Below are 23,007 nucleotides of genomic sequence, written 5' to 3' on the forward strand. Positions count from 1 at the left end.
GTAATACGCTCCACAAAGGGATAAGTGGAGCGATGTTTAAAAACTACTTAAGCGCTGTTAACGCCCCACTCTCTACATCACTTTTATTGTAAACACCGGTATCTAACACCCAAGCTGTTATTAGTTTTGCAGGTGTTACATCAAATGCGGGATTATACACATTGGCATTAGTGGGTGCCCACAGCGCCTCACCAAAACTGCCACTTACGCCGCGTACCTCTGCGCTATTTCGCTGCTCTATTGCTATATCGCTACCGCAAGCTGTTTGTGTATCAAGCGTAGTTAAAGGCGCGACAACATAAAAAGGAATATCATGAAAATGGGCCAATACAGCTAAATTATAAGTTCCCACTTTATTAGCAAAGTCGCCATTAGCAGCAATACGATCGGCGCCTACCACTATTTTATCTACCTTGCCTGCGGCCATTAAACTTGCTGCCATATTATCGCAAATAAGCGTATACGGTACTTGCCAGCGCTCAAGTTCGAACGCGGTTAAACGCCCGCCTTGCAACAAGGGCCGCGTTTCATCAACCCACACATGTATATTGCCGTGTTGTTGCTGCGCTTTGTAAATAACGCCTAATGCTGTACCAATACCAGCAGTCGCTAATGCGCCGGTATTACAATGGGTTAAAATATTGTCGCCGCTGTTTATAAGCTCAGCTCCGCGCGTTGCCATACGCTCACATAGGGCAATGTCTTCAATAAAAAGGCGCTCTGCGCTGCACACCACAGCAGCTACAAAACCATCGCTTTTAAGGGCCTCTCTTAATATAGCCATGCAATGCATTAAATTAACAGCGGTTGGCCTTGTGGCTTCAAGCTCATCAATTGCTTTTGCAAGCGCCGCTTGAGTTCCCCCCTGCCGCGCTAAATGAGCAACCAGCAAACTCGCACCTAAGCCTATTAATGGTGCGCCACGAATTTTTAAACTGATGATCAGCTCCTTCATCGTCTCAACACTATGGCATTCGTGCCATACCTGCTGATGAGGAAGTAAATACTGGTCAAGCACACTTAATGTGCCGTTTTCATATTTTAAACTGCTTGCGATTAGGTTTTGCATGGTGAGGCTGCTTAAATAAAATGCGTAAGGGTATTTTACATCAGTTTGAATAACTCTCAAGTTAGACTTGTAGACATCTAAACATTTAAAGGTATAGAATGCCCAAAAAGGTTATTTGAGAACTCACTATGGCTAACTATGTCGCGTTTGATGCGCAGCGCGCAATTGAATATGTAAACTCGCTAATTGACTCTAAGCAGTATGATTTTTTTAATGCTGGCGCACACTTAACTGCGTACGAATTTGGAGACGGTAACCTTAATTTAGTATTTAGAATTAGCGATGAGCACCATAACAGCATTATTTTAAAGCAAGCACTGCCTTATGCTCGTTGTGTAGGTGAATCATGGCCGCTCACGCTTGATAGAGCCCGTATAGAGGCGCAAGTGTTACTTAACCATGGCGCTATTTGCCCACAAAACACCGCTAAAGTACTGCACTATAACCAAGCTTACGCACTTACTATTTTAGAAGATTTAGGTCACTTAAAAATATTGCGCACTGCGCAAAATAACGCGGAGCAATTTCCTAAGTTAGCCGAGCACGTAGCTACGTATTTAAGCCATACCGGGTTTTATAATTCAGATTTTTACCTAACCGCCCAGCATAAAAAGGCCCTCGTACAGCAATTTACTAATCCTGAGCTTTGCCAAATTACAGAAGATTTATTTTTTAGCGATCCGTATACAGATCACGAACGCAATCACTTTGACGAGCAACTTACTACACATGTACACGCTTTGCGTGATAACACGGCACTTAAGTTAGAAGTTGCGAAATTAAAAGCTAATTTTTTATCTAACCCGCAAACATTGCTGCACGGCGATATGCACAGCGGCAGTATTTTTGTAGATACCAATACCACTAAAGTGATTGACCCCGAGTTTGGCTTTTTTGGCCCTGTTGGCTTTGATATAGGCTCTTTTATTGGCAATTTACTATTAAATTACTGCGCACAAGCAGGGCATATTGAAGAGTTTGTAGCACGGCGAAACTATCAAACGCATTTACTTAGCTGCATTGTTGAAAGCTATAATTTATTTGAGCAACAATGGTTAGCTTTAATTGCCAACCACAGCACAGATCGCACCCTTAATACCGAGGGCTACCCACAGTACTTTATGAAAACCGTATTACAAGACGCCATAGGCTATTGTGGAACAGAGCTAATTAGGCGCACCATAGGGCTCGCGCATGTGGTAGATATTGACAGCATTGAAGATGAAAATACGCGCCTTGCAGTACAAAAACAAACGCTGAGCTTAGGTGAGCAACTTATTTTAAATGCCAAAAGCTGCGACAACAAAGATGCCTTTTTTAGTTTATTAATAAGCCAGCTAAATTAAAAAAGGCGCCAAAGCGCCTTTTTTACTACCAATACCGTTATTGGTAGTTTTCGTAAATTTTATCGAGCGGCTCCGACAGCCCACTTTCTTGCACTATACGCACGTGTTTACGCCTTAATTCCCGCGCACTCGTTACACCACATGAGTGGGCAATTAAGCCAGCACCGTAATGAATATATTTATTATAATTGGCAACTCGCTGGGCTTTATCTGCAACATTTAACCCACGCTGTAGCCGCTCGTTATGGGTAGTTACACCGGTTGGGCAGGTGTCTTTATTACATTGCATAGCCTGTATACAGCCTAACGCAAACATATGACCACGAGCAGAAACAACAAAATCAGCACCCAAAGCAAGCGCCCATGCCACCTTAGAGGGCACAATTAACTTACCCGATACAATGACTTTAACCCGTCCTGTTAAGCCGTGTTTTTCAAGCATATTAACAACCAGCGGTAAGCTTTCGCGTAGCGGTAAACCTACCGAATCTAATAAGGGTTGTGGCGCTGCGCCCGTACCGCCATCGGCACTATCAATAGTGATAAAATCCGGTGCTGATTCAAGCCCGCGGTGGTTTATTTCTGCAAATAGCGTTTCTAGCCATGTGTAATCACCAATAACGGCTTTAAAGCCGGTAGGTTTGCCTGTGGCGTTTCGCACTGTGGCAATCATATCTAATATGTCGCTTGGCTTTTTGATCTCTGGGTGCCCATTTGGGCTAATTGAATCTTTACCCTCAGGGATGCCCCTTATTTTAGCAATTTCAGCATTAACCTTTTTACCAGGTAACATACCGCCTTTACCTGGTTTGGCACCTTGGCTTAATTTAAGCTCAAACATTTTTACGTTTTTATGCGCCGCAATTTCTTTAAGTTTATCAATACTTAAATTTCCAAGCTCGTCACGCACACCATATTTAGCCGTACCAATTTGAAACACCAAATCGGCTCCGCCCTCTAAGTGATAAGGGCTTAACCCGCCTTCACCAGTATTCATCCAGCAGCCGGCTAATTTTGCCCCTTTTGATAACGCTCTGACAGCCGGTTTTGAGAGCGCACCAAAGCTCATTCCCGATATATTAAACAAGGAGTTAGTGGTGTACGGCGTTTTACAATAAGGGCCTAAAGTTACATTACTTGGGTCCAGCGCCTCTTCATCTAAGGTAGGAAAAGCACAGTTCATAAACATCACTGTACCTGTTACCTCTAAGCTTTGCGTGGAGCCAAATGCAGCGGTACGATCGACATCTTTTGCAGCACGATACACCCAACTGCGCTCTGCTCGGTTAAACGGCATTTCTTCTCTATCGAGGGCAAAAAAGTACTGCCTAAAAAACTCGCCTTGGCGCTCAAAAAAGTACCTAAAGCGGCCAATAACCGGGTAATTTCGCCTAATTGCATGCTTTGTTTGAGTAATATCACGAAAATAAAAAACTATAACGGTAAGTACAATTAATCCTAATGCAACAATAAAAATACTCGCAAATACATCAATACTAAAAATAATAAAATCGCTCATCCAAGGCCCCTTGATGGCTGTTTTTAAAAATAAAAAAGGTGTTGCGTCAAAATGACACAACACCTTTCGTTGTTCAAGGTTTATACCTTTAGATAATTAGCTTTGTGCGTTTTCAAGCTCAGCTTTTATATACAAACGAACTTGCTCTTCAAGCACTGATAACGGCACTGAACCATGACGCAATACTTGATGATGAAACTCACGAATATCAAAACGTGGCCCAAGCGCTTGCTCGGCCTCTGTGCGTAAACGCTTAATAGTCAGCTCGCCAATTTTGTACGACAAAGCTTGCCCCGGCCACGAAATATAGCGGTCGGTTTCGGTTTTAACATTGTGTAATGAAAGCGCCGTGTTTTCGCTCATAAAGTTCATAGCGCGCTCGCGGCTCCAACCGTACATGTGCATACCTGTATCAACCACTAAACGAGCTGCACGCCACATTTCATAGGTTAAACGGCCAAACCGGCTGTATGGGTCTTGGTAAAAGCCTGCTTCTATACCTAAGTATTCAGAATAAAGCCCCCACCCTTCACCAAAAGCCGAAAGGTAGGCATCACGTCGGTAGCTTGGTAAGTTTTCAAGCTCTGCATTAAGCGATATTTGTAAATGATGCCCTGGTACGGCTTCGTGTAAGGTCAGCGCCTCTAATACATACAACGGGCGCTTATCTAGCGCATATGTATTAACCCAGTAATAACCTGCTTGATCGCTTCGGCTCGAGCCAACATAGCGACCTGTTGTATATTTAGGGGCTATATTTGCAGGTACAGGTGCAACGCCATAGGGCATACGTGGCAGTGTATGAAATAACTTAGGCAGCTGCGCGTCCATTTTTTTAGCTATATAAGCAGCTTCTTTTAATAGCTGCTCTGGAGTGGTGGCGTAAAATTGCGGATCGGTACGTAAAAAGTGGATAAAATCGGCAAACGTGCCTTCAAAGCCTACTTCTTTAATTATTGCCTGCATTTCACTGCGGATACGCGCCACTTCAGATAACCCCAGCTGATGTATTTCATCAATGCTCATATTTGTGGTGGTGTAATACTGTGCGCGGTTTTTATAAAACGCCTTGCCATTAGGGGTTTGCGAAATACCAATCGTAGTACGTGCACCCGGCTGATATTGCGTAGTAAAAAATGTTAAATACGCTTTGTAAGAGGCAATAACATCGTTTTTTATGATGCGTTTAGCTTTTTGCTGCAACGCTTTAAAGTCGTTTTCACTTAGCCCTGCTGTGTTCGTTTTAAACGGGGAGTAAAAGTCTGACTGTGTTACATCATCTACTATGTATGCGCTTATTGAGTCTTCATACCCAGCTAATACCGCTTGTGGCTGAGTAAGCCCCGTTTCGAGCCCCTTTTTCATCCAATGTATATTTTGCTCAAAAAAGCGCGGCACTTGTTCAAGGCGGGCTAAATACGTTTCTAACTGTTGTGGTTGCTTGTACTGCGAACTATTAATCATATAAGACAAGCTAGAATGGAACCCATACTCAGAAGTTAGCGGCATGTAGTGCGCATTAAATACATATTCATCAACACTGTTTTGTACTTGCGCACGAATAATACTGAGGTTAATACTGTTTTCACTTGAAAGCTGGTCGCTATCAATTGCATCTAAACGACTTAATAATGCTGTTTTTTCCTCATATTGCTGCTTTAAAAATTCAGCCGATAAATTAGGTAATAAATAGCCATCAACCCCTTCAGGCTGAGTGTAGGGATTAACACGTTTGCGGTAATCAACAATACTTTGCGCCACTTGTTCAAATTGTGTGTTTGCGTTGGGGCTTGTTAATGTACATGCGCTTAGCGTGCCAAAAAGTGATAGCACAAGCAGTGTGCGGCAAATTCGCGGGGGTAAGGAATAATTCATTTTAGTTTTACTTAACCATACAATAGATTTCACAAAACTATCGTAGGCTGAGTAAATAGCAAGACAAATGCGATTAATCTCAATAACACACGCTTAATTGGAGCGGGTAAAATAAGCTGAATCCGCCTAAATTAAGCTAAATACGTGCTCTTTGATGATAAAATCAGCTATTAGGCAGCAAAAGTAAAAAATTAAGTTCACTAATACTGGTTTTTACTTTTAAATAGCCTGCTTAACGATTATTGTAGTAAAAAAATAATAAAGCTTGGATGCATTGCCGCCTCATAGAAGAGTTATTTTAATGTGTAATTTAATGCGTACTTAGTTGGTAGTTAAAATGATGTTCCATGATTCCATGGCTGTAGCTCAAGAAAAAATGACGAATGTATGCCTGTTTTTAGAACGTCATACGCTGCCTCCCTCTCCGTTAAATTACCACGTTGCCTATACCTATATTAGTAAAGTAAATCCTCAGCTAAATAACGCCATAGACGAGGCCATTACTAATAAAGCCCAAATTGATAGTATTTTGATTGAGCAGCTCTACTTTGAGTTTTTAAACGAAGGGCATACCACGCAAGTGGCAATGATTAATAACGTAAATGGGGTTATTGATTCATTGTCGCGCAATGCGCAATCAACCGAAAAACAAATTGTTAGCTTTGCCGGCCAAGTAAGTGAGTGCATGCACACGCTTGATGAGAATAATATAGAGCAAAGCCGCCAAGCACTCGATACGTTAAACACCCAATCAGCCACGTTACTTGAGCAACACAAGCACTTTAAACACGAGCTATATAAAGCTAAAAAGTTACACGAAAAAACCCAAAAACAGCTGGCGCAATTACGTAAGCAGCACATTATTGACTCACAAACGGGGCTGTATAAACGTCATTATTTAACGCAGCAAACCCAACTATGGAGCAACCAAGACAAATCAATTTGCGCAATTGCTATTCAAATAGATAATTTAGATCATTTTGTAGATAATTACGGCGATATAATTGGCGAAGTTATTTTGAACAAAGTAGCTAAACAAGTAAAAAAATATGTTTTTCAAAGTGGTTTACCTGGGCGCACAGCAAAGGACCAATTTACCGTATTACTGCCAGATATAGACCCCGAAACCGCCAATGTTATTGCTGAAAAAGTGCGTAATGGCGTAGAAAAGCTTCGTTTTGTTAGCTCAAAAAGCGGCACTAAGCTGCCTGGCATTAACTTATCTTTAGGCATAGCGCAGCAACTCAAAAATGATGACTTTAACCAGTTAGCTAAAAAAGCCTCGCAAGCGGCATTTAAAGCACGCTCACTGGGGCAAAGTAGCTTTACAGCTGGCCACTAGGTTTTACGCTAAATTACCTGATAAATCATATTCAAATTGCACCTGCAGTATACAATCAAGTACACTAGTCTTTATTGCCACGATAGAGACTAACCATGAACGAAACAGAGCAAAAGACCACGCATTTTGGCTATAAAACCGTAGCCGAAAACGATAAAGCCTCAATGGTTGCAGACGTATTTCACTCGGTTGCAGCAAAGTACGATGTAATGAACGATTTAATGTCTTTTGGTGTACATCGATTATGGAAACGTCAAACTATAGCCAGCTCAGGTGTGCGCAAAGGCCACCACGTCCTTGATTTAGCAGGCGGCACTGGCGACCTAACAGCAAAATTTAGCCAACTAGTCGGTGACACCGGCCAAGTGGTTTTAGGCGATATTAACTCATCAATGTTAAAAGTGGGCCGCGAAAAACTGCACAACTTGGGTTTAGTCGGCAATATCGACTACGTGCAAATGAATGCCGAAATGCTGCCATTTCCAGATAACAGCTTTGATGTGATCACGATTGCCTTTGGCCTACGTAATGTAACCGATAAAGACAAAGCTCTTCGCTCTATGTACCGTATATTAAAGCCAGGTGGACGTTTATTAGTATTAGAGTTTTCCAAACCTGAGCATGAAATTTTAAGTAAAGCGTACGATTTTTACTCGTTCAATCTATTACCAACTATGGGTAAAGTAGTGGCGAACGATAGCGAGTCATACCAATACTTAGCTGAGTCGATTCGTATGCACCCAGACCAAGAAACCTTAAAAGCAATGATGGAAGAAGCAGGCTTTGAACAAACAACGTATCAAAACCTAACCGGTGGTATTGTTGCACTGCACCGTGGTTTTAAATATTAAGGCAGGCAGTTATGGCGTTTGAGCAAAAAAGCGAGCAAGTGGTCGCAGCAAAACCCGATTCGCAGTTTTTTATGTTACCTAATTTTGTACTTTCGCTTATAGAGCGAGTGCTTAATAAGGTACTGCAACTCGACGCCACCTTAATAGATAAGCTCAGTGCCGTTAAGCACAAACCATTAAAGGTCGAAATCCGCAATTGGCAGCAGCAAATAGTATTAACCTTTGATGGTAAACTATTACACCTTTACAGTGCCAGCGATGAAGATAGCGCAGAGTGTATGATCAGCGCAGATATAGATACACTTATGGCGCTTAAAGACCCAGCCATGCTTACACAGCTCATTCGTCAAGATAAGCTAGACCTGCAAGGCGACTTAAACGTCGCTCAGGCGTACAGCGCCGCATTTTCTGGGCTAGATATAGATTGGCCTGAGCAACTATCGCACTATATTGGCGATGCGCCCGCACAACAACTTTACATACAGCTAAACGCTTTACGCAGTAAAGAGCGTAAAGCGCGTCAGCAAATTAGCACCACATTAACCAGCCTATGCCAAGATGAGCTCGCTGTAACTATTCACCCTTTAGAGCTTGAACAATTTAAACAACAAAACCGAGTGTTAAAAGGGCAAGTGGCCGCTATTGAACAACGCATAAATGCATTAATCAACTCTTCTAACACCAACAGCCGCTAAGGATTTTTTGTGTCGACTGCTCGATTGTATTACATCACTAAAACATTACTTAGCTACGGATTAGATGAGTTAATACCAAAACAAAAAATACCTTGGTACGCTAAAATTGCGCGTGGTAGCTTGTTTTGGTTACGTAACCAGCACAAAAATAAGCCCGCGGGCTTGCGCCTGCGCTTAGCCTTGCAAGAGCTTGGCCCTGTGTGGATTAAGTTTGGCCAAATGCTTTCTACCCGCCGAGACTTACTTCCTCACGACATTGCGTTAGAGCTTGCTTTTTTGCAAGACCAAGTCGAGCCTTTTGAGGGCGAACTTGCCCAAAAAATAATTGAAAAAGCGCTCGAAATTAGCGATATAAGCCAGTTATTTAGTGAGTTTTCGCAAACCCCATTGGCCTCAGCGTCTATTGCACAAGTGCATACTGCTAAGCTAGTTGATGCCCATAACAATACCCAAGATGTTGTTATAAAAGTGATTAGGCCAAACATAAAAACACAAATTAATGCCGACTTAGCACTTATGGAAAAGCTCGCTAAAGTACTTGCCAATGTACACAGCGAAGCAAAAAGGTTACGCCCTGTCGAGGTGGTGAAAGAGTATAAAAAAACCTTGTTAGATGAGCTCGATTTAATGCGCGAAGGCGCAAATGGCATACAACTTAAGCGTAACTTTGAAGGCTCTGATTCGTTATATATCCCGGCTGTTTATAGCGATTATAGCCGCAGTAACGTTTTGGTTATGGAGCGTATTTACGGAATCCCGGTCTCAGATACTGAGTCGTTAATTGCGCAAAATACCAATATGAAATTACTCGCTGAGCGCGGTGTAGAAGTGTTTTTTACGCAAGTATTTAGAGACAGTTTTTTTCATGCTGATATGCACCCTGGCAATATATTTGTCTCTCGCGAGCACCCTGAAAACCCCATGTATATTGGTATCGACTGTGGCATTGTTGGCACATTAAACAAAGAAGATAAACGCTATCTCGCTGAAAACTTTATCGCCTTTTTTAATCGTGACTACCGCCAAGTTGCTCAGCTACATGTTGACTCGGGCTGGGTTCCACCTGATACCAGCATAGAAGAGTTTGAATTTGCAATTCGTACCGTGTGCGAACCTATATTTAATAAGCCGCTGGCTGAGATATCGTTTGGCCATGTACTCGTTAATTTATTTAACACCGCACGCCGCTTTAACATGCAAGTACAGCCGCAGTTAGTATTATTACAAAAAACGTTATTATACGTTGAGGGCTTAGGGCGTCAGCTTTATCCTCAGCTTGATTTGTGGAAAACCGCTAAGCCATTTTTAGAAGATTGGGTAAAACAACAAGTTGGACCGTTATCAGTAATGAAACAAATGTATGCTAACTTGCCATTTTGGGCTGAAAAAATGCCAGAACTACCTGATTTAATTTATCAAAATTTAAAACGTAGTCCGCAAATACAGCATTCTCAGCCAAGTAAAGTGTCACACAAAGCGCTAGTACTTAGCCTATTTGGCAGTGCTACACTGATTGTATCGGCACTGTGTTATCTGCAGCACGACCTCATAGCGGCAGGCGTAACATTAGCAGCGTCTGCAATTAGCTTTATTGTGGCGTGGCGTAACACATAAACTAAGTGCTATTTATGCCACAGGGCGTATAATTAGTACTTAAAATAAACATTTAAGCATTTATCAGTTGGAGATAACCATGGGGTTAGGTGGCATTAGTATTTGGCAATTATTGATTGTTTTAGCGATTATCGTACTTCTTTTTGGTACTAAAAAACTACGCGGCATGGGTGGTGATTTAGGCGGTGCAGTAAAAGGGTTTAAAAAAGCCATGTCTGATGATCAAACTAAAGAGACTGAAAGCGAAAAAGCAGAGCAAATCCAAGAGTCTCAAAAAGCAGCGCCAACACAGACACAAAGCACTGAAAAAACCAAAGACGATACTAAGGTTTAAGCAATATGGGAATGTGGGAGCTCGTTGTTGTTTTTATTGTTGGCCTAGTGGTACTTGGCCCTGAGCGGTTACCGGTTGCCATTCGCACCGTAATGCGCTGGGTAAAAACCGTTAAGTCGATGGCCAACTCAGTTAAAGCAGAAGTGAGTGAAGAGCTACGCATACACGAGCTTCACGAAAACCTAAAAAAAGCAGAGCAACAAGAGCTTAAAGATTTAAGCCCTGAGCTACAACAATCGGTTGATGAACTGCAAAAAGCAGCGCAGTCGGTTACTCATAGCTATAAAAACACTTCAAGCACGTCATCTAACGAACAACTCGATGAAAAAAAGTGAAATTAATTCCCCTATTTGTGGTCAACTTATTACGTGGTATAAAAAATAATGTCTGAACAAGCTAAATCAGGGTTCGTCGCTCACTTAATTGAGCTGCGCGATCGGCTTATTAAATCACTTTTTAGTATTTTAGTGATATTTATTGGCCTAGTGTATTTTGCCAATGATATATATGAGTTTGTAGCCGCCCCTTTAGTCGCACATTTACCAAGCACTGCCACTATGATAGCTACCGATGTTACGGCACCGTTTTTTGCACCGTTTAAGCTAACGCTATTTGTCGCCTTGTTTGGCTCTATTCCGTGGATATTGCATCAAATTTGGGGATTTATAGCACCTGGCTTATACCAACACGAAAAACGCATGCTAATGCCAATTTTGGCCTCGAGTATTTTGCTATTTTATGGCGGTATCGCTTTTTGCTACTTTATAGTGCTTCCTATTATATTAGGCTTTTTTACTAGTGTAGGGCCGCAAATGATGACCCTAGCACCGGATATTAGTAGCTATTTAGGATTTGTACTTAAGCTATTTTTTGCATTTGGTGTGGCGTTTGAAATACCCGTAGCCATAATGTTGCTATGTTGGAGTGGCGCTACAACCACGCAGAGTTTAAAGCAAAAACGCCCTTATATTGTGGTTGGTGTATTTGTTGTGGCGATGTTTTTAACACCGCCCGATGTGTTATCACAAACACTATTAGCACTTCCTATGCTGCTTTTATTTGAGCTAGGGTTAATTTTAGCGAAATTTTATAGCGCTAAAGAACAACAGGAATCTGAGGAATAAAATGAAAAAACAACTACTCTCACTACTGGTTTTACTAAGCGCACCGACGTTTGCAGCGCAAGAAATTAACGTGCAAGCTTTGCAAGCATGTAGCTTTATTGAAAACGACTTTAACCGTTTACTATGTTATGACAACACAGTGGCAGGTAAACCACTTACTAAGCCTAGTGAGAAAAAAACCCTTACCCCACCAAAAGCCGTAACCAATGTATCGCCAAACGTAAGTGCACCTGTTGCAGCTGTTTCTAAAGCAGCGCCTGCTGCTAAAGCAGATGATTTTGGCCTTGAGCATAAAGAGCTCACTAAAGATAAAGACGAAAATATCACAGCGTCAGTATCATCAGTTAGAAAAGCCCCTTATGGCGAGCTCATTATTACCCTTGATAACGATCAGCAATGGCGTCAAATTGGTTCTGACAGTCTTAAATTAAAAGAGTCAGACACAGTAGTTATTAGCCGCGGTGTATTTAATTCTTTTTTACTTCGTAAAGATGGTCAAAACCGCTCAATCCGTGTGAAGCGCACTCAGTAATGACCTACACGTTAGTTGATGCAGGCGTTAATTTAACCAATCACCAGTTTGAAGGTGAGCATCAGGCCATTATTGCCCGCGCAAATGCCGCGGGCGTGCAAGCTATGTTACTGATCGGCTGCGATGTGCCTAGTAGCGAACAATCGCTTACATTAGCAAAACAATATAATCAGTTTTCTACTGCTGGCGTGCATCCACATGACGCCAAAGACGCCACCGATGAACTTGAAACCACTTTAACGCAGCTTGCTAGTAACGATTGCGTTGTGGCCATTGGTGAGTGTGGGCTTGATTATAATCGCGATTTTTCTCCTCGCGATATTCAGCGCAGCGTATTAAAACGCCAGTTAGCGTTAGCTGAAAAACTAAACCTACCTGTTTATTTACACGAACGTGACGCAAGCGAAGATATGCTAAATATTTTGGCTAACTATAACGTACGTGGCGTGCTGCATTGCTTTACGGGCAATGCCCAAGCACTTAAAGATTATTTAGAATTAGGCCTTTATATTGGCATTACTGGGTGGGTGTGTGACGAGCGCCGCGGTAAAGCATTGCAACAATTGGTGCCAAGTATCCCGCTTGAGCGGTTATTAATAGAAACCGATGCGCCTTTTTTAATTCCACGCACAATAAGCCCTAAACCAAAATCACGTAAAAATGAGCCCGCTTATCTTAGCTATGTGTGTGAAACACTCGCTAAGCTTTATAACGTTGAACCAAGTACTATTGCCACCCATAGTACGGCTAACTTTTATAGCTTATTTGATATAGCAGGTCGCTAATGACAAGCCCAAAGGCGCTATTTAGCCTATTTATGCTCCTTTGTTCATTTTGCAGTGTTGCAAACCCCGTAATTTCTGAAAATTTTAAAGCAATAAAAATAGACACCCTGAGCTATTCGTTTACGCCCACCACAGCAAACAATGCCTACCATGAGGTTAACGACTGGCAAACCGTAAGTGATAAGCCATTAAATTTAGGGTTTGAACAACGCCCTGTATGGGTCAAGTTTACAGTTAAAAATACCTTAAATAACAATATAAGCCCTATTTTATCGCTCGATAACCCGCTGTTAAATGAAGCGCAAATTTTTCATTTTTATAATTCAGCACTGCTCTCACACATGCAAACTGGCGATAACTTTAAGCTCTCATCACGGCTAATAAAAAGTGAATCTTTATTAGCAACCTTGAGGCTGCCGGCAAATAGTATTAGCACCGTAATAATGAAGGTTAACAACAGTGCTGGGCTACGCATCCCGCTGACTTTATGGCAACCAGATGCCTACCTAGCGCATAAAGGTAAACTTAATTTAATTTATGGCTTACTCATTGGTTTTTTATTTTCATTGGCCATAAGTTGCTTGGTTTTGTATGGGTTTTCGCGCAAGTTGTATTTTGCTTATGCAGGCATTATTACGCTGACCTTAGGTGTGCTACTGGCTTATTTATGCGGTTTTGGCGCTCGTTATTTTCATCCAAATTCGCCTTCATTACAGCAAGTAATGATACCTGTTTTACTAATGCTCACTACGCTTGCTTTTGTGCCGCTACAAAAACAACTGTGCCAACCTAAAGCCTCTAAACTACTAAAATGGCAAACCATTGTTGCTAATATTTACGCAATTAGCCTGCTGTTTATGTGGGCTTTACCTAGCACAGTGTTTACCCCATTTAGCTTACTGGCGAGCCCGATTGTTATTATTTATTGCTTGGTAAGCGCCTACATCTGCCAGCAAAACGCGCCTTCAAAACCAATTCAAGCACTGCTAATTGCACTCATGCTATTTTTACTTGTTATGGTGTACCTTATTATTGCTGTATTTGGCTTATATCCTTTAGGTAGAAGTAGCTTAGCTTTTGTTTTTATGTGCTTTTTTGGTAGTACATTTTGCCTATGTTATGGCGTTATGAAGCGCTTTATTTTAGAACGTGATGAACAAGTTATTGCTCAACAAACCTTGATTGCTGAAAATGCAGCCCAAGATACACTATTAAATGAGCGGCTCGCGCTGCAAGCCCAAACACAAAAAGAATTAGAGTCGTTAGTTGATGAGCGCACCTTTGAGCTACAGGTCACTTTGCGTGAACTAGAAGATAAAAACCGCGAGCTTGAGCTACTTAATATGGAAGACGCGCTGAGTGGCGTTAAAAATCGTCGCTTTTTTGATAAAAAATTAGTGATGGAACTGCGTCGCTCTCGGCGTGAACAAACGCCTTTGAGTATGATTATGCTCGATATAGACCGGTTTAAACGCGTAAATGATAACTACGGGCACTTAACCGGCGACCAAGTAATACGCGCTGTAGCCGACATTATAAAACAGCATTTAAAACGCCCGTTGGATGAAGTGGCTCGCTACGGCGGCGAAGAGTTTGTTGTTTTGCTACCTAACACCCCAAAAGAGGGGGCTGTTGATATTGCTGAAAAAATTCGCCAAGCCGTAGAGAGTAATACCGTAAACGTAGCCGGAACATCCGTAAAAGTAACCATTAGTGCTGGCGTAAACAGCGCTGTAGTAAACGATATTAGTAACCCTGAGCTATTTACAGACGACGCAGATAAAGCGCTCTATTTCGCTAAACAACATGGCCGAAATCAAGTAATTAGTTTTCCAATTCCACAGTAGGAGCTTAGTAACATGGCCCAATCAGGACTCGACCTTTTCCCATATACCCGCATGCGTAGAATGCGCCGCAGTGATTTTTCTCGCCGTTTAATGGCCGAAAACCAACTATCGGTAAACGATTTAATTTTTCCGGTATTTGTACTTGAAGGTAAAAACCGCCGCGAAGCAATTGAATCAATGCCAGGAATTGAGCGTTTATCAATTGATTTATTGCTTGAAGAAGCTAAAGAGCTTGTAGATTTAGGTGTACCTGCCGTCGCTATTTTTCCGGTAACCCCTGCTGACAAAAAGTCTTTGATGGCCGAAGAAGCCTACAGTGAAGATGGCTTAGCACAACGCACAGTTCGTGCTTTAAAAGAAGCTTTTCCTGAGCTTGGGGTTATTACCGATGTAGCCCTTGACCCATTCACTACTCATGGCCAAGACGGCATTATTGATGATGAAGGTTATGTAATTAATGACATAACCACTGAAATTCTTGTTAAGCAGGCGCTTTCTCACGCCGAGGCAGGCGCAGATGTGGTTGCGCCCTCTGACATGATGGATGGCCGTATTGGTGCTATTCGCGAAGCACTTGAAGCAGATGGACATATTCACACACGCATAATGGCTTACTCAGCTAAATATGCCTCTAGCTATTACGGGCCGTTTAGAGACGCTGTTGGCTCTGCAGGTAACTTGAAAGGGGCCGACAAAAAAACGTATCAAATGGATCCTGCCAACTCTGATGAGGCTATTCGTGAAGTGGCACTTGATTTACAAGAAGGCGCCGACATGGTGATGGTGAAACCCGGTATGCCGTACCTTGATATTGTTCGTCGTGTTAAAGATGAGTTTGGTGTACCTACTTTCGCATATCAGGTCAGTGGCGAATATGCAATGCACAAAGCGGCAATCGATAACGGCTGGTTGAGTGAAGAGGCCACAATTATGGAATCATTACTGGCATTTAAACGCGCCGGAGCGGATGGTATTTTAACGTATTTTGCCAAGCAGGCCGCGCAATGGCTGCAAAATAAGTAAACATGTTATCAAAGGCGGTACGCCGCCTTAATTTTTTTACAACCATTAACATATTTGTATTCTTTTTGTCATTTAGATTGCCTAAACTGGTGTCCCATTTTGGGATTTAAATACACGGGAATAATAAAAAATGTTAAAAACGAAAATAACGCCACTGGCGCTTGTATTAGCAAGCCTCAGTGCACCAGCCTCCGCCGATCTAATCATTTCTGAATACATCGAAGGCAGCAGCAACAATAAAGCGATTGAGCTTTATAACAATGCTGATACAGAGCTTTCTCTTGAAGGTTATACTTTAGGACTTTATTCAAATGGTAGTAGTTCGGTAGGTAACTCAATTGATTTATCAGGCACATTGGCTGCCAATACCACCTATATAATTTCAAACCCTAGTGCTGACGCTGCCATTCTTGATATTGCAGATGAAACCAGCACAGTAACTTACTACAACGGTGACGATGCCCTTGTTTTAACTAAAGATGGTGTGGTGGTTGATAGCTTTGGCCAAGTGGGTGTTGATCCTGGCTCTTTTTGGTCTGATGATACCGTACAAACTCAAAATAAAACCTTACGAAGAAAAAATAGCATCACAACGGGTCGAACTGACTCAACTGCAACTTTTAATCCTAGCGATGAATGGGAACAGTTTGATATTGACACCTTTGACGGCTTAGGCTCGCATGCTGGCGATGGTGGTACGGCTCCTGCGCCAGACCCTGAGCCAGAACCATTAGAACCGCTTGTATGTGGCGCAGATAAAACGCTAATTAGCGCTGTGCAAGGTTCTGGTGAAGCAAGCCCGTTAGTAGATACCCTTGTTGAAATTGAAGGTATTGTCACTGCCGATTTTCAAGGTGAAGATGGCTTAGATGGTTTCTTTGTGACCTCGCTTGCTGCAGATGTAGATAACGACCCAATGACCTCTGAAGGTCTATTTGTATACTTTACTGATACCGATGTAAATGTAGGTGACCACGTGCGCGTACAGGGTACGGTTGATGAATACTATGATTCAACACAACTTGCAGATGTAACACAAATTGCAGTATGTGGTACTGACGAAGTGGCCTCTGCAACCTCAATAAGCTTACCTTTAGAGAGCCAAGCTGACCTAGAAGCTTATGAAGGTATGCTAGTAAGCCTAGATCAAACACTTGTAGTTACTAACAACTACGGCTTAGGTCGCTATGGTGAAGTAGAGCTAGCCACTGAGCGTTTATACCAAGGTACTCAAGTTGCATTGCCAGGTGATGCAGCCAATGCTGTTGAAGCGGCTAACTTGACTAAAAAAATCTTATTAGATGATGGCTCTACAGCTCAAAACTCAGATCCAACGGCTTACCCAGCGCCAGGCCTATCGGCAGAAAATACTCTACGTACCGGCGATACTGTAAATGCGGTAACAGGGGTAGTTACATACAGCTTTAGCACGTATCGCATTCACCCAACAGTTACACCACAGTTTATAGCGACTAATGCGCGTGAAGATGCGCCTGAGCAAAGTGAAGAAGCCGATTTACGAATCGCCAGCTTTAACGTACTTAACTACTTTAACGGTGATGGTCAAGGCGGTGGTTTCCCTACTAGCCGTGGTGCAGACTCAGAAGAAGAGTTTGTACGTCAAGAAGCAAAACTTGTAAGTGCTATTAGTGCAATGCAAGCTGATGTTGTTGGCTTAATGGAAATTGAAAATGATGGCTTTGGTGAGTTCAGTGCTATAGCAAGTTTAGTAAATGCATTAAACGATGCTGACAGCGCTAACAACTACGCGTTTGTAGATTTTAACGTAGCCCAAATTGGTAGCGACGAAATCACCACTGCCCTTATTTACCGCGCAGATAAAGTAGAAGAAGTAGGCACAGCCGCTATTACTACTGATTACCCGTTTGATTACAGCAACCGTGCCCCAATTGCACAAAGCTTTAAGTCACTTTCAACAGATGAAGTATTTACTGTTTCTGTAGCCCACCTTAAATCTAAAGGGAGCTGTGGTGATGATAACAACGACGACCTAGGTGATGGCCAAGGCTGTTGGAATGAAATTCGTACCGAAGCTGCTGATGCGTTTACTGATTGGTTAGACAACAAACCTACTGGCGTAGATGACGAAGATATCATTCTTGTTGGTGATATGAACGCTTATGCAATGGAAGATCCAATCCGTAAGTTTGATGAAAAAGGCTATAAAAACGTAGTCGCAGAGCTTGATGGCGATACACTAAGCTACTCTTATAGCTTCTCTGGTCGTGCAGGTAGCCTTGACCATGCTTTAGCAACCGAGTCTTTACTAAGCAAAGTTGTTGCAGCAAATGATTGGCATATCAATGCTGATGAGCCTATTGTGCTTGATTACAACCTAGAGTTTAAGAGCGAAGGTCATCAATCTACGCTATACGCAGAAGGGCCATACCGTGCATCTGATCACGACCCAGTTATTGTTGATATAAAATCTGAAGTAGTACTTACCCCTGAAGAGCAAACACCGGTAATTGCACCTGATCAAATATTCACAGTAGATGAAAACAGCGCTGTAGGCACTGTGATTGGCACACTTGATTTTAGTGACCCTAACGCTGATGTATCACCTGTAGTTAAATTTATCGTATCAGGTAACGATTCTGTATCAATTAACGAGCAAGGTCAGTTAATTGTTGCAAGCGAAGTAGACTACGAGTTTGAAAATCGTATTACCCTTACAGTACAAGCAGAGGATAGTGTAGGTAACGTATCTGAAGCACAAACGGTTGTAGTAAGAGTAAACAACCTACGTGGTGATGACGATAACGACTCAGGCTCATTGCTTTGGTTATCTCTTTTATTAGCACCACTTTCATTAGTGCGCAGATTTAAGAAAAAATAACGAGTGATTTGTTTTAAAGCCGCATTTTTGCGGCTTTTTTTATGCTTATAAAAATGTAATTCAGACAAGCTTCAGTAAACAACCCTTAATATCTTCCATACCGTTTATTAACTATTAATAGAATTAGCCGCGCAACAAATACATTAAATGAGTATTTTTTACACATGAGCCGTAGTTAAAACCCTTTTTAATAAATTTAACTGTTGAAATGTAAACACTTTATTTACGGATTAAAAGTTGCACTATAAGTTCGTCACCCTTGTGTAGTAGTTAAGTAACAAACCCTAAGCGTAAAAATAAGTCGTGTTTTTATAAAGGAATGGAAATGAAACAATTAACCCAAACACCTCCTACTTGGCAGAAAAAAGCAACGCCATTATTGGGTCTACTTTTTATTTTTTCTGGCTGGGGCTATAGCACGCAGGCAATAGCAGCAAGTGTTGATGCAGCAATTCCGCAAGGAAGCCTATTTGAAGTAATAAGCGCCCGCGCTAAAAAACTAGCCGAACAAGAATATGTACCTCCAAAAAATATAGAGCTAGAAGCATTAAATAACATTGATTATCAAGATTACCGCTCAATTCGATTTAAGCAGGACAAATCGGTGTGGAAAGATGAAGGCCTGTATGAGCTACAACTCTTTCACCCTGGTTTTTTATATAAAACACCGGTAACAATTAATACCGTAGAAGGCGACTCAAAACGTAACCGCCTACCTTTCAGTACTGATTTTTATCAATACGATGGCACAGCCGCCCCTCTAAAAGACGAAATAGCAAAAAGCGTAGCCGGCACGCAACTAGGCCATGCAGGCTTTCGCTTACATTACCCAATTAACACAAACGAATACAAAGATGAGGTAATGGTGTTTCAAGGGGCCTCTTATTTTAGAGTTGTTGGTCCTAATCAAGTATATGGTTTATCAGCACGCGGGTTAGCAATCGATACCGCCGAAACATCGGGTGAAGAGTTCCCTATGTTTAAAGAGTTTTGGCTTGTTAAGCCCCAGGCTGAGCAAACTAACATCACTATTTTTGCATTGCTTGATAGCCCTTCGGTATCAGGCGCTTACAAATTTGATATTGACCCAACAACCAGTATGTTAGTTGATGTTGATATGCAAATTTTTGCCCGTAAAGATATTAAAAAGCTAGGCGTAGCCCCTTTAACAAGTATGTTTTACCACGGTGAAAACAGCACTAAGTTTTTTGATGACTACCGCCCAGAAGTGCATGACTCAGACGGCTTGTTAACACAGTCAGCTGATAACAAATGGGTATGGCGCCCGCTTAACAACCCAGCACAGTTAAGCGTTACGTCGTTTTCATACACCAACCCTAAGGGGTTTGGTTTAGCACAGCGTGACCGTGACTTTAACAATTACCTAGATACTGAAGCGCACTACCACGACCGTCCAAGCCTGTGGATAGAGCCAAAAGGTGAATGGGGAAATGGCCGAGTTGAGCTAGTAGAAATACCAACAGACACAGAAACAAACGACAATATAGTGAGTTACTGGGTGCCTGAAAAGCCAATGAAAGCTGGTGATTCATTAAAGCTAAGCTACAAAATGAGCACCTTTAACGCCCATTTAACTCAACACCAAAAGGCGCGTGTAACACGCACACGTATTGGTAGCGCAGCGCTGCCAGGTGAAGATAACCCACCACCGCAAAGCCATCGCCAGTTTACCGTTGACTTTGCAGGCCCCGATTTAAACAACCTGTCTGAAAAGCTAACACTTGAAGCCGACATTCAGCTAACAACAGGTGAAGTAAGAGATGTAACAGTGCAAAAACTTCCTAAATCTCTTGGTTGGCGAGTAGCGTTTAAAATTGCACCACAGGACGATCAACCCGTAGATATGCGTTTATCGTTAAAACTTCGTGATAAAGAAATTAGTGAGGTATGGAGCTATGTTTGGTACCCAAATGACATCAAGTAATAAAGGAAAGGGCACATCAATGCCATTCAAAACACTGCGCGTATGGTTATTTGCTATTGCAGCACTCACTGTTTCAGGGTACGGCATCTCCATTATGTTTGAAATTTTAAGCTCAAACGGAATGACCTTGCTTGAATACGCGCTATTGGTTTTATTTTCAATAACCTTTGCATGGATTGTTACGGCATTTTGTAGCGGCACGATAGGATTTGTACTGCAATTATTTCGTATTGACCCGCTCACCCTAAGACGCATTAAACCTATTGAGTTTGATAATGCCGCGCTTGCACAGCAAAAAACCGCGGTAGTTATGCCTATTTATAACGAAGACACACACCGTGTTATTGCCGGCTTTGAAGTGAGCTTACAATCGCTAAAAGAGACAGGGCAACTTGCCAATTTTGACTTTTATTTACTTAGCGACACGCAAGACCCTGAAATAGCACAAAACGAGCTAAGCGCATGGCATGCTTTATGTGAGCGTTTAGGCGATACTGCAAAACAGGTTTTCTATCGTCGCCGCGAAGATAATAAACACCGTAAAGTAGGTAACTTAACCGACTTTTGCGAGCGCTGGGGCAGCCAATACGATCACATGATTGTACTTGATGCCGACAGCGTAATGACGGGTAAATGTATGCTAGAGCTGACCACAAGCATGATCAACAACCCGCAAGCTGGCTTAATTCAAACTATCCCTATTCCAGTTCGTCAAGACACCTACTTTGGTCGTTTTTTACAATTTGCCTCAGTGCTTTACAGCCCAATGCTGGCAACGGGGTCTGCTTTTTGGCAAACCGACAAAGCTAATTATTGGGGCCACAATGCCATTATTCGTGTTGAAGCATTTATTAACTATTGTGGTTTACCTACGCTTGAAGGCAATGCCCCCTTTGGTGGCGAAATTTTAAGTCATGACTTTGTAGAGGCTTCACTACTGCACAGTGCAGGCTGGGATGTTCTATTACTTAGCGATATTGAAGGTAGCTACGAAGAAGTACCAAGTAACATTTTAGATTATGCCATACGCGACAGACGTTGGGTGCAAGGTAACATTCAGCATCTTGGTTTATTAGGCTCGTCTAAATTAAAGTTAATGAGTAAGTTTCACTTTTTATTAGGCGCAACCGCTTATATTTCATCGCTTATTTGGTTATCTATGCTGGCACTAAGCACCATAGATGCGGTAACACGTGCATTAAATAGCGATGTGTACTTTAATCGGGTTTATCAGTTATTCCCAACGTGGCAAATAGCTAAAACAGACCTAATTGATTCACTACTTTATTTAACCATTATTATATTATTGGTGCCTAAATTAATGGGTGTAATTGTCACGCTAGTGCACAGAAATAAGCGCTTTGGCGGCTCGTTTAAATTAATACTAGGCTCAATAATAGAGACTGTATTTGCCATTATTGTGGCACCACTTATGATGGTGTTTCATGCTTACTTTGTAGTGTGTGTATTTTTAGGTAAAAAAGTTAAGTGGGATGCACAACCGCGCGAAGGCCGCATGGTACCGTGGAAAGAAGCGTTTAATTACACACTATTTTCTACCTTGGTTGCCATAGTATGGGGTGCTACAGCCTATTACTTTACGCCAGTGTTCTTTTGGTGGTTATCGCCTATATTACTTGGTCTATTACTTGGAGCGCCAATAATACGCTACACCAGTAGCATTAAGTTAGGTGTGCAGCTGCGTAAAATGGGAATATTTATTTGCCCTAGCGAAGTTGATAACGACCCTATGCTAAACAACCTTAAAGTGCATTTAAAAGAGATTTCGGTACCAGAGCCTGGGCAATACCCTAAAACGGTGCCAGCCCTGCCACAAGAGCATTTAGTGGTTATGCCAATACAAAGCTTTAATAAGCCTCGCTTGCCAAAGATGAAAGCGCTAAGAGCTAAAGCAATTAAGAAGTTTAATTAGCGCAATGGGCACGCACTAAATACAAAAAGGAGCATGATTGCTCCTTTTTTTATACCTAAAATAAGCCGCTATACAACTTCCCTTTCTTAACTAGCACCTCACTAACCCAAGTATAACCTACTGTATTAAGTGAGCGCGCTTATGCACTAAGCTGCCATTGCTCCTACGGCCCCCTCAGCTTTAAATACCATATATCACGCACCGCTTTAAGCAGCCTTTTATTTAGGCTGCCAATGTTGGTATTACTGTTTTTGAGAGACGCTAACTCAAAGAGTAATTAAATCGTAGGCAATAAAAAACCCGCAACATGTGC

General features: G+C 42.0%; 18 protein-coding genes. 15 read left to right on the forward strand and 3 right to left on the reverse strand.

Annotation, left to right across the window (positions count from 1 at the left end):
- Window positions 1-43: 43 nt before the first annotated feature.
- On the reverse strand, window positions 44-1,069 hold the full coding sequence (gene mtnA / locus PAT01_RS07200; protein ID WP_154945236.1) for an S-methyl-5-thioribose-1-phosphate isomerase: 1,026 nt from the start codon (window positions 1,067-1,069) through the stop codon (window positions 44-46).
- Between the two features lie 128 nt (window positions 1,070-1,197).
- Here mtnA and mtnK point away from each other — a divergent pair, with 128 nt between their 5' ends.
- Window positions 1,198-2,415, forward strand: a complete 1,218-nt coding sequence (gene mtnK / locus PAT01_RS07205; RefSeq protein WP_126008583.1) for an S-methyl-5-thioribose kinase — start codon at window positions 1,198-1,200, stop codon at window positions 2,413-2,415.
- Between the two features lie 37 nt (window positions 2,416-2,452).
- Here the strand turns inward: mtnK and PAT01_RS07210 are convergent, their stop codons facing one another.
- Window positions 2,453-3,934, reverse strand: coding sequence for an FMN-binding glutamate synthase family protein (locus PAT01_RS07210; protein WP_004587481.1), 1,482 nt, complete (start codon window positions 3,932-3,934; stop codon window positions 2,453-2,455).
- A gap of 96 nt (window positions 3,935-4,030) precedes the next feature.
- The gene (locus PAT01_RS07215; RefSeq protein ID WP_126008585.1) at window positions 4,031-5,809 is read right to left on the reverse strand and encodes a DUF885 domain-containing protein; all 1,779 of its coding nucleotides are present in this window, start codon (window positions 5,807-5,809) and stop codon (window positions 4,031-4,033) included.
- Window positions 5,810-6,164: 355 nt separating this feature from the next.
- Between PAT01_RS07215 and PAT01_RS07220 the strand changes: the two genes are divergently transcribed.
- From PAT01_RS07220 to mdoH, 14 genes are all read left to right on the forward strand, one after another.
- Entirely contained in the window at window positions 6,165-7,151 is a 987-nt protein-coding gene (locus tag PAT01_RS07220; RefSeq protein ID WP_055019619.1) for a GGDEF domain-containing protein, read from the forward strand.
- A gap of 95 nt (window positions 7,152-7,246) precedes the next feature.
- Window positions 7,247-8,002 carry a bifunctional demethylmenaquinone methyltransferase/2-methoxy-6-polyprenyl-1,4-benzoquinol methylase UbiE gene (gene ubiE, locus PAT01_RS07225; RefSeq protein WP_004587478.1) on the forward strand — a complete coding sequence of 252 codons (756 nt, stop codon included), beginning with the start codon at window positions 7,247-7,249 and terminating at the stop codon, window positions 8,000-8,002.
- An 11-nt stretch (window positions 8,003-8,013) separates the two neighbouring features.
- Window positions 8,014-8,697 (forward strand): ubiquinone biosynthesis accessory factor UbiJ, encoded by a 684-nt coding sequence (locus PAT01_RS07230; RefSeq protein WP_126008587.1) that lies wholly within the window; start codon window positions 8,014-8,016, stop codon window positions 8,695-8,697.
- 9 nt (window positions 8,698-8,706) lie between these two features.
- Window positions 8,707-10,311, forward strand: a complete 1,605-nt coding sequence (ubiB, locus tag PAT01_RS07235; RefSeq protein WP_121638146.1) for a ubiquinone biosynthesis regulatory protein kinase UbiB — start codon at window positions 8,707-8,709, stop codon at window positions 10,309-10,311.
- Between the two features lie 79 nt (window positions 10,312-10,390).
- Window positions 10,391-10,645 (forward strand): Sec-independent protein translocase subunit TatA, encoded by a 255-nt coding sequence (gene tatA / locus PAT01_RS07240; RefSeq protein WP_004587475.1) that lies wholly within the window; start codon window positions 10,391-10,393, stop codon window positions 10,643-10,645.
- A gap of 5 nt (window positions 10,646-10,650) precedes the next feature.
- Window positions 10,651-10,980 (forward strand): Sec-independent protein translocase protein TatB, encoded by a 330-nt coding sequence (gene tatB / locus PAT01_RS07245; protein WP_004587474.1) that lies wholly within the window; start codon window positions 10,651-10,653, stop codon window positions 10,978-10,980.
- A gap of 48 nt (window positions 10,981-11,028) precedes the next feature.
- On the forward strand, window positions 11,029-11,769 hold the full coding sequence (gene tatC / locus PAT01_RS07250) for a twin-arginine translocase subunit TatC (protein ID WP_126008589.1): 741 nt from the start codon (window positions 11,029-11,031) through the stop codon (window positions 11,767-11,769).
- 1 nt (window position 11,770) lies between these two features.
- On the forward strand, window positions 11,771-12,301 hold the full coding sequence (locus tag PAT01_RS07255) for a hypothetical protein (RefSeq protein WP_126008591.1): 531 nt from the start codon (window positions 11,771-11,773) through the stop codon (window positions 12,299-12,301).
- Complete coding sequence (locus PAT01_RS07260; protein ID WP_126008593.1) at window positions 12,301-13,086, forward strand: TatD family hydrolase; 786 nt, start codon at window positions 12,301-12,303, stop codon at window positions 13,084-13,086. Before PAT01_RS07255 ends, PAT01_RS07260 begins: the two co-directional genes overlap by 1 nt.
- Complete coding sequence (locus PAT01_RS07265) at window positions 13,086-14,933, forward strand: sensor domain-containing diguanylate cyclase (RefSeq protein ID WP_126008595.1); 1,848 nt, start codon at window positions 13,086-13,088, stop codon at window positions 14,931-14,933. Before PAT01_RS07260 ends, PAT01_RS07265 begins: the two co-directional genes overlap by 1 nt.
- A 12-nt stretch (window positions 14,934-14,945) precedes the next feature.
- Window positions 14,946-15,956: a porphobilinogen synthase gene (gene hemB / locus PAT01_RS07270; protein WP_029772896.1), complete on the forward strand. Its 1,011-nt coding sequence runs from the start codon at window positions 14,946-14,948 to the stop codon at window positions 15,954-15,956.
- Window positions 15,957-16,086: 130 nt separating this feature from the next.
- Entirely contained in the window at window positions 16,087-18,816 is a 2,730-nt protein-coding gene (locus tag PAT01_RS07275) for an ExeM/NucH family extracellular endonuclease (protein ID WP_154945237.1), read from the forward strand.
- Window positions 18,817-19,141: 325 nt separating this feature from the next.
- Complete coding sequence (locus PAT01_RS07280) at window positions 19,142-20,761, forward strand: OpgD/OpgG family glucan biosynthesis protein (protein WP_154945238.1); 1,620 nt, start codon at window positions 19,142-19,144, stop codon at window positions 20,759-20,761.
- Entirely contained in the window at window positions 20,733-22,694 is a 1,962-nt protein-coding gene (gene mdoH, locus PAT01_RS07285; RefSeq protein WP_154945239.1) for a glucans biosynthesis glucosyltransferase MdoH, read from the forward strand. Before PAT01_RS07280 ends, mdoH begins: the two co-directional genes overlap by 29 nt.
- The last annotated feature ends 313 nt before the right edge of the window (window positions 22,695-23,007 follow it).

Source organism: Pseudoalteromonas atlantica (assembly GCA_007988745.1).
In the GTDB taxonomy this organism is placed as follows: domain Bacteria; phylum Pseudomonadota; class Gammaproteobacteria; order Enterobacterales; family Alteromonadaceae; genus Pseudoalteromonas; species Pseudoalteromonas atlantica.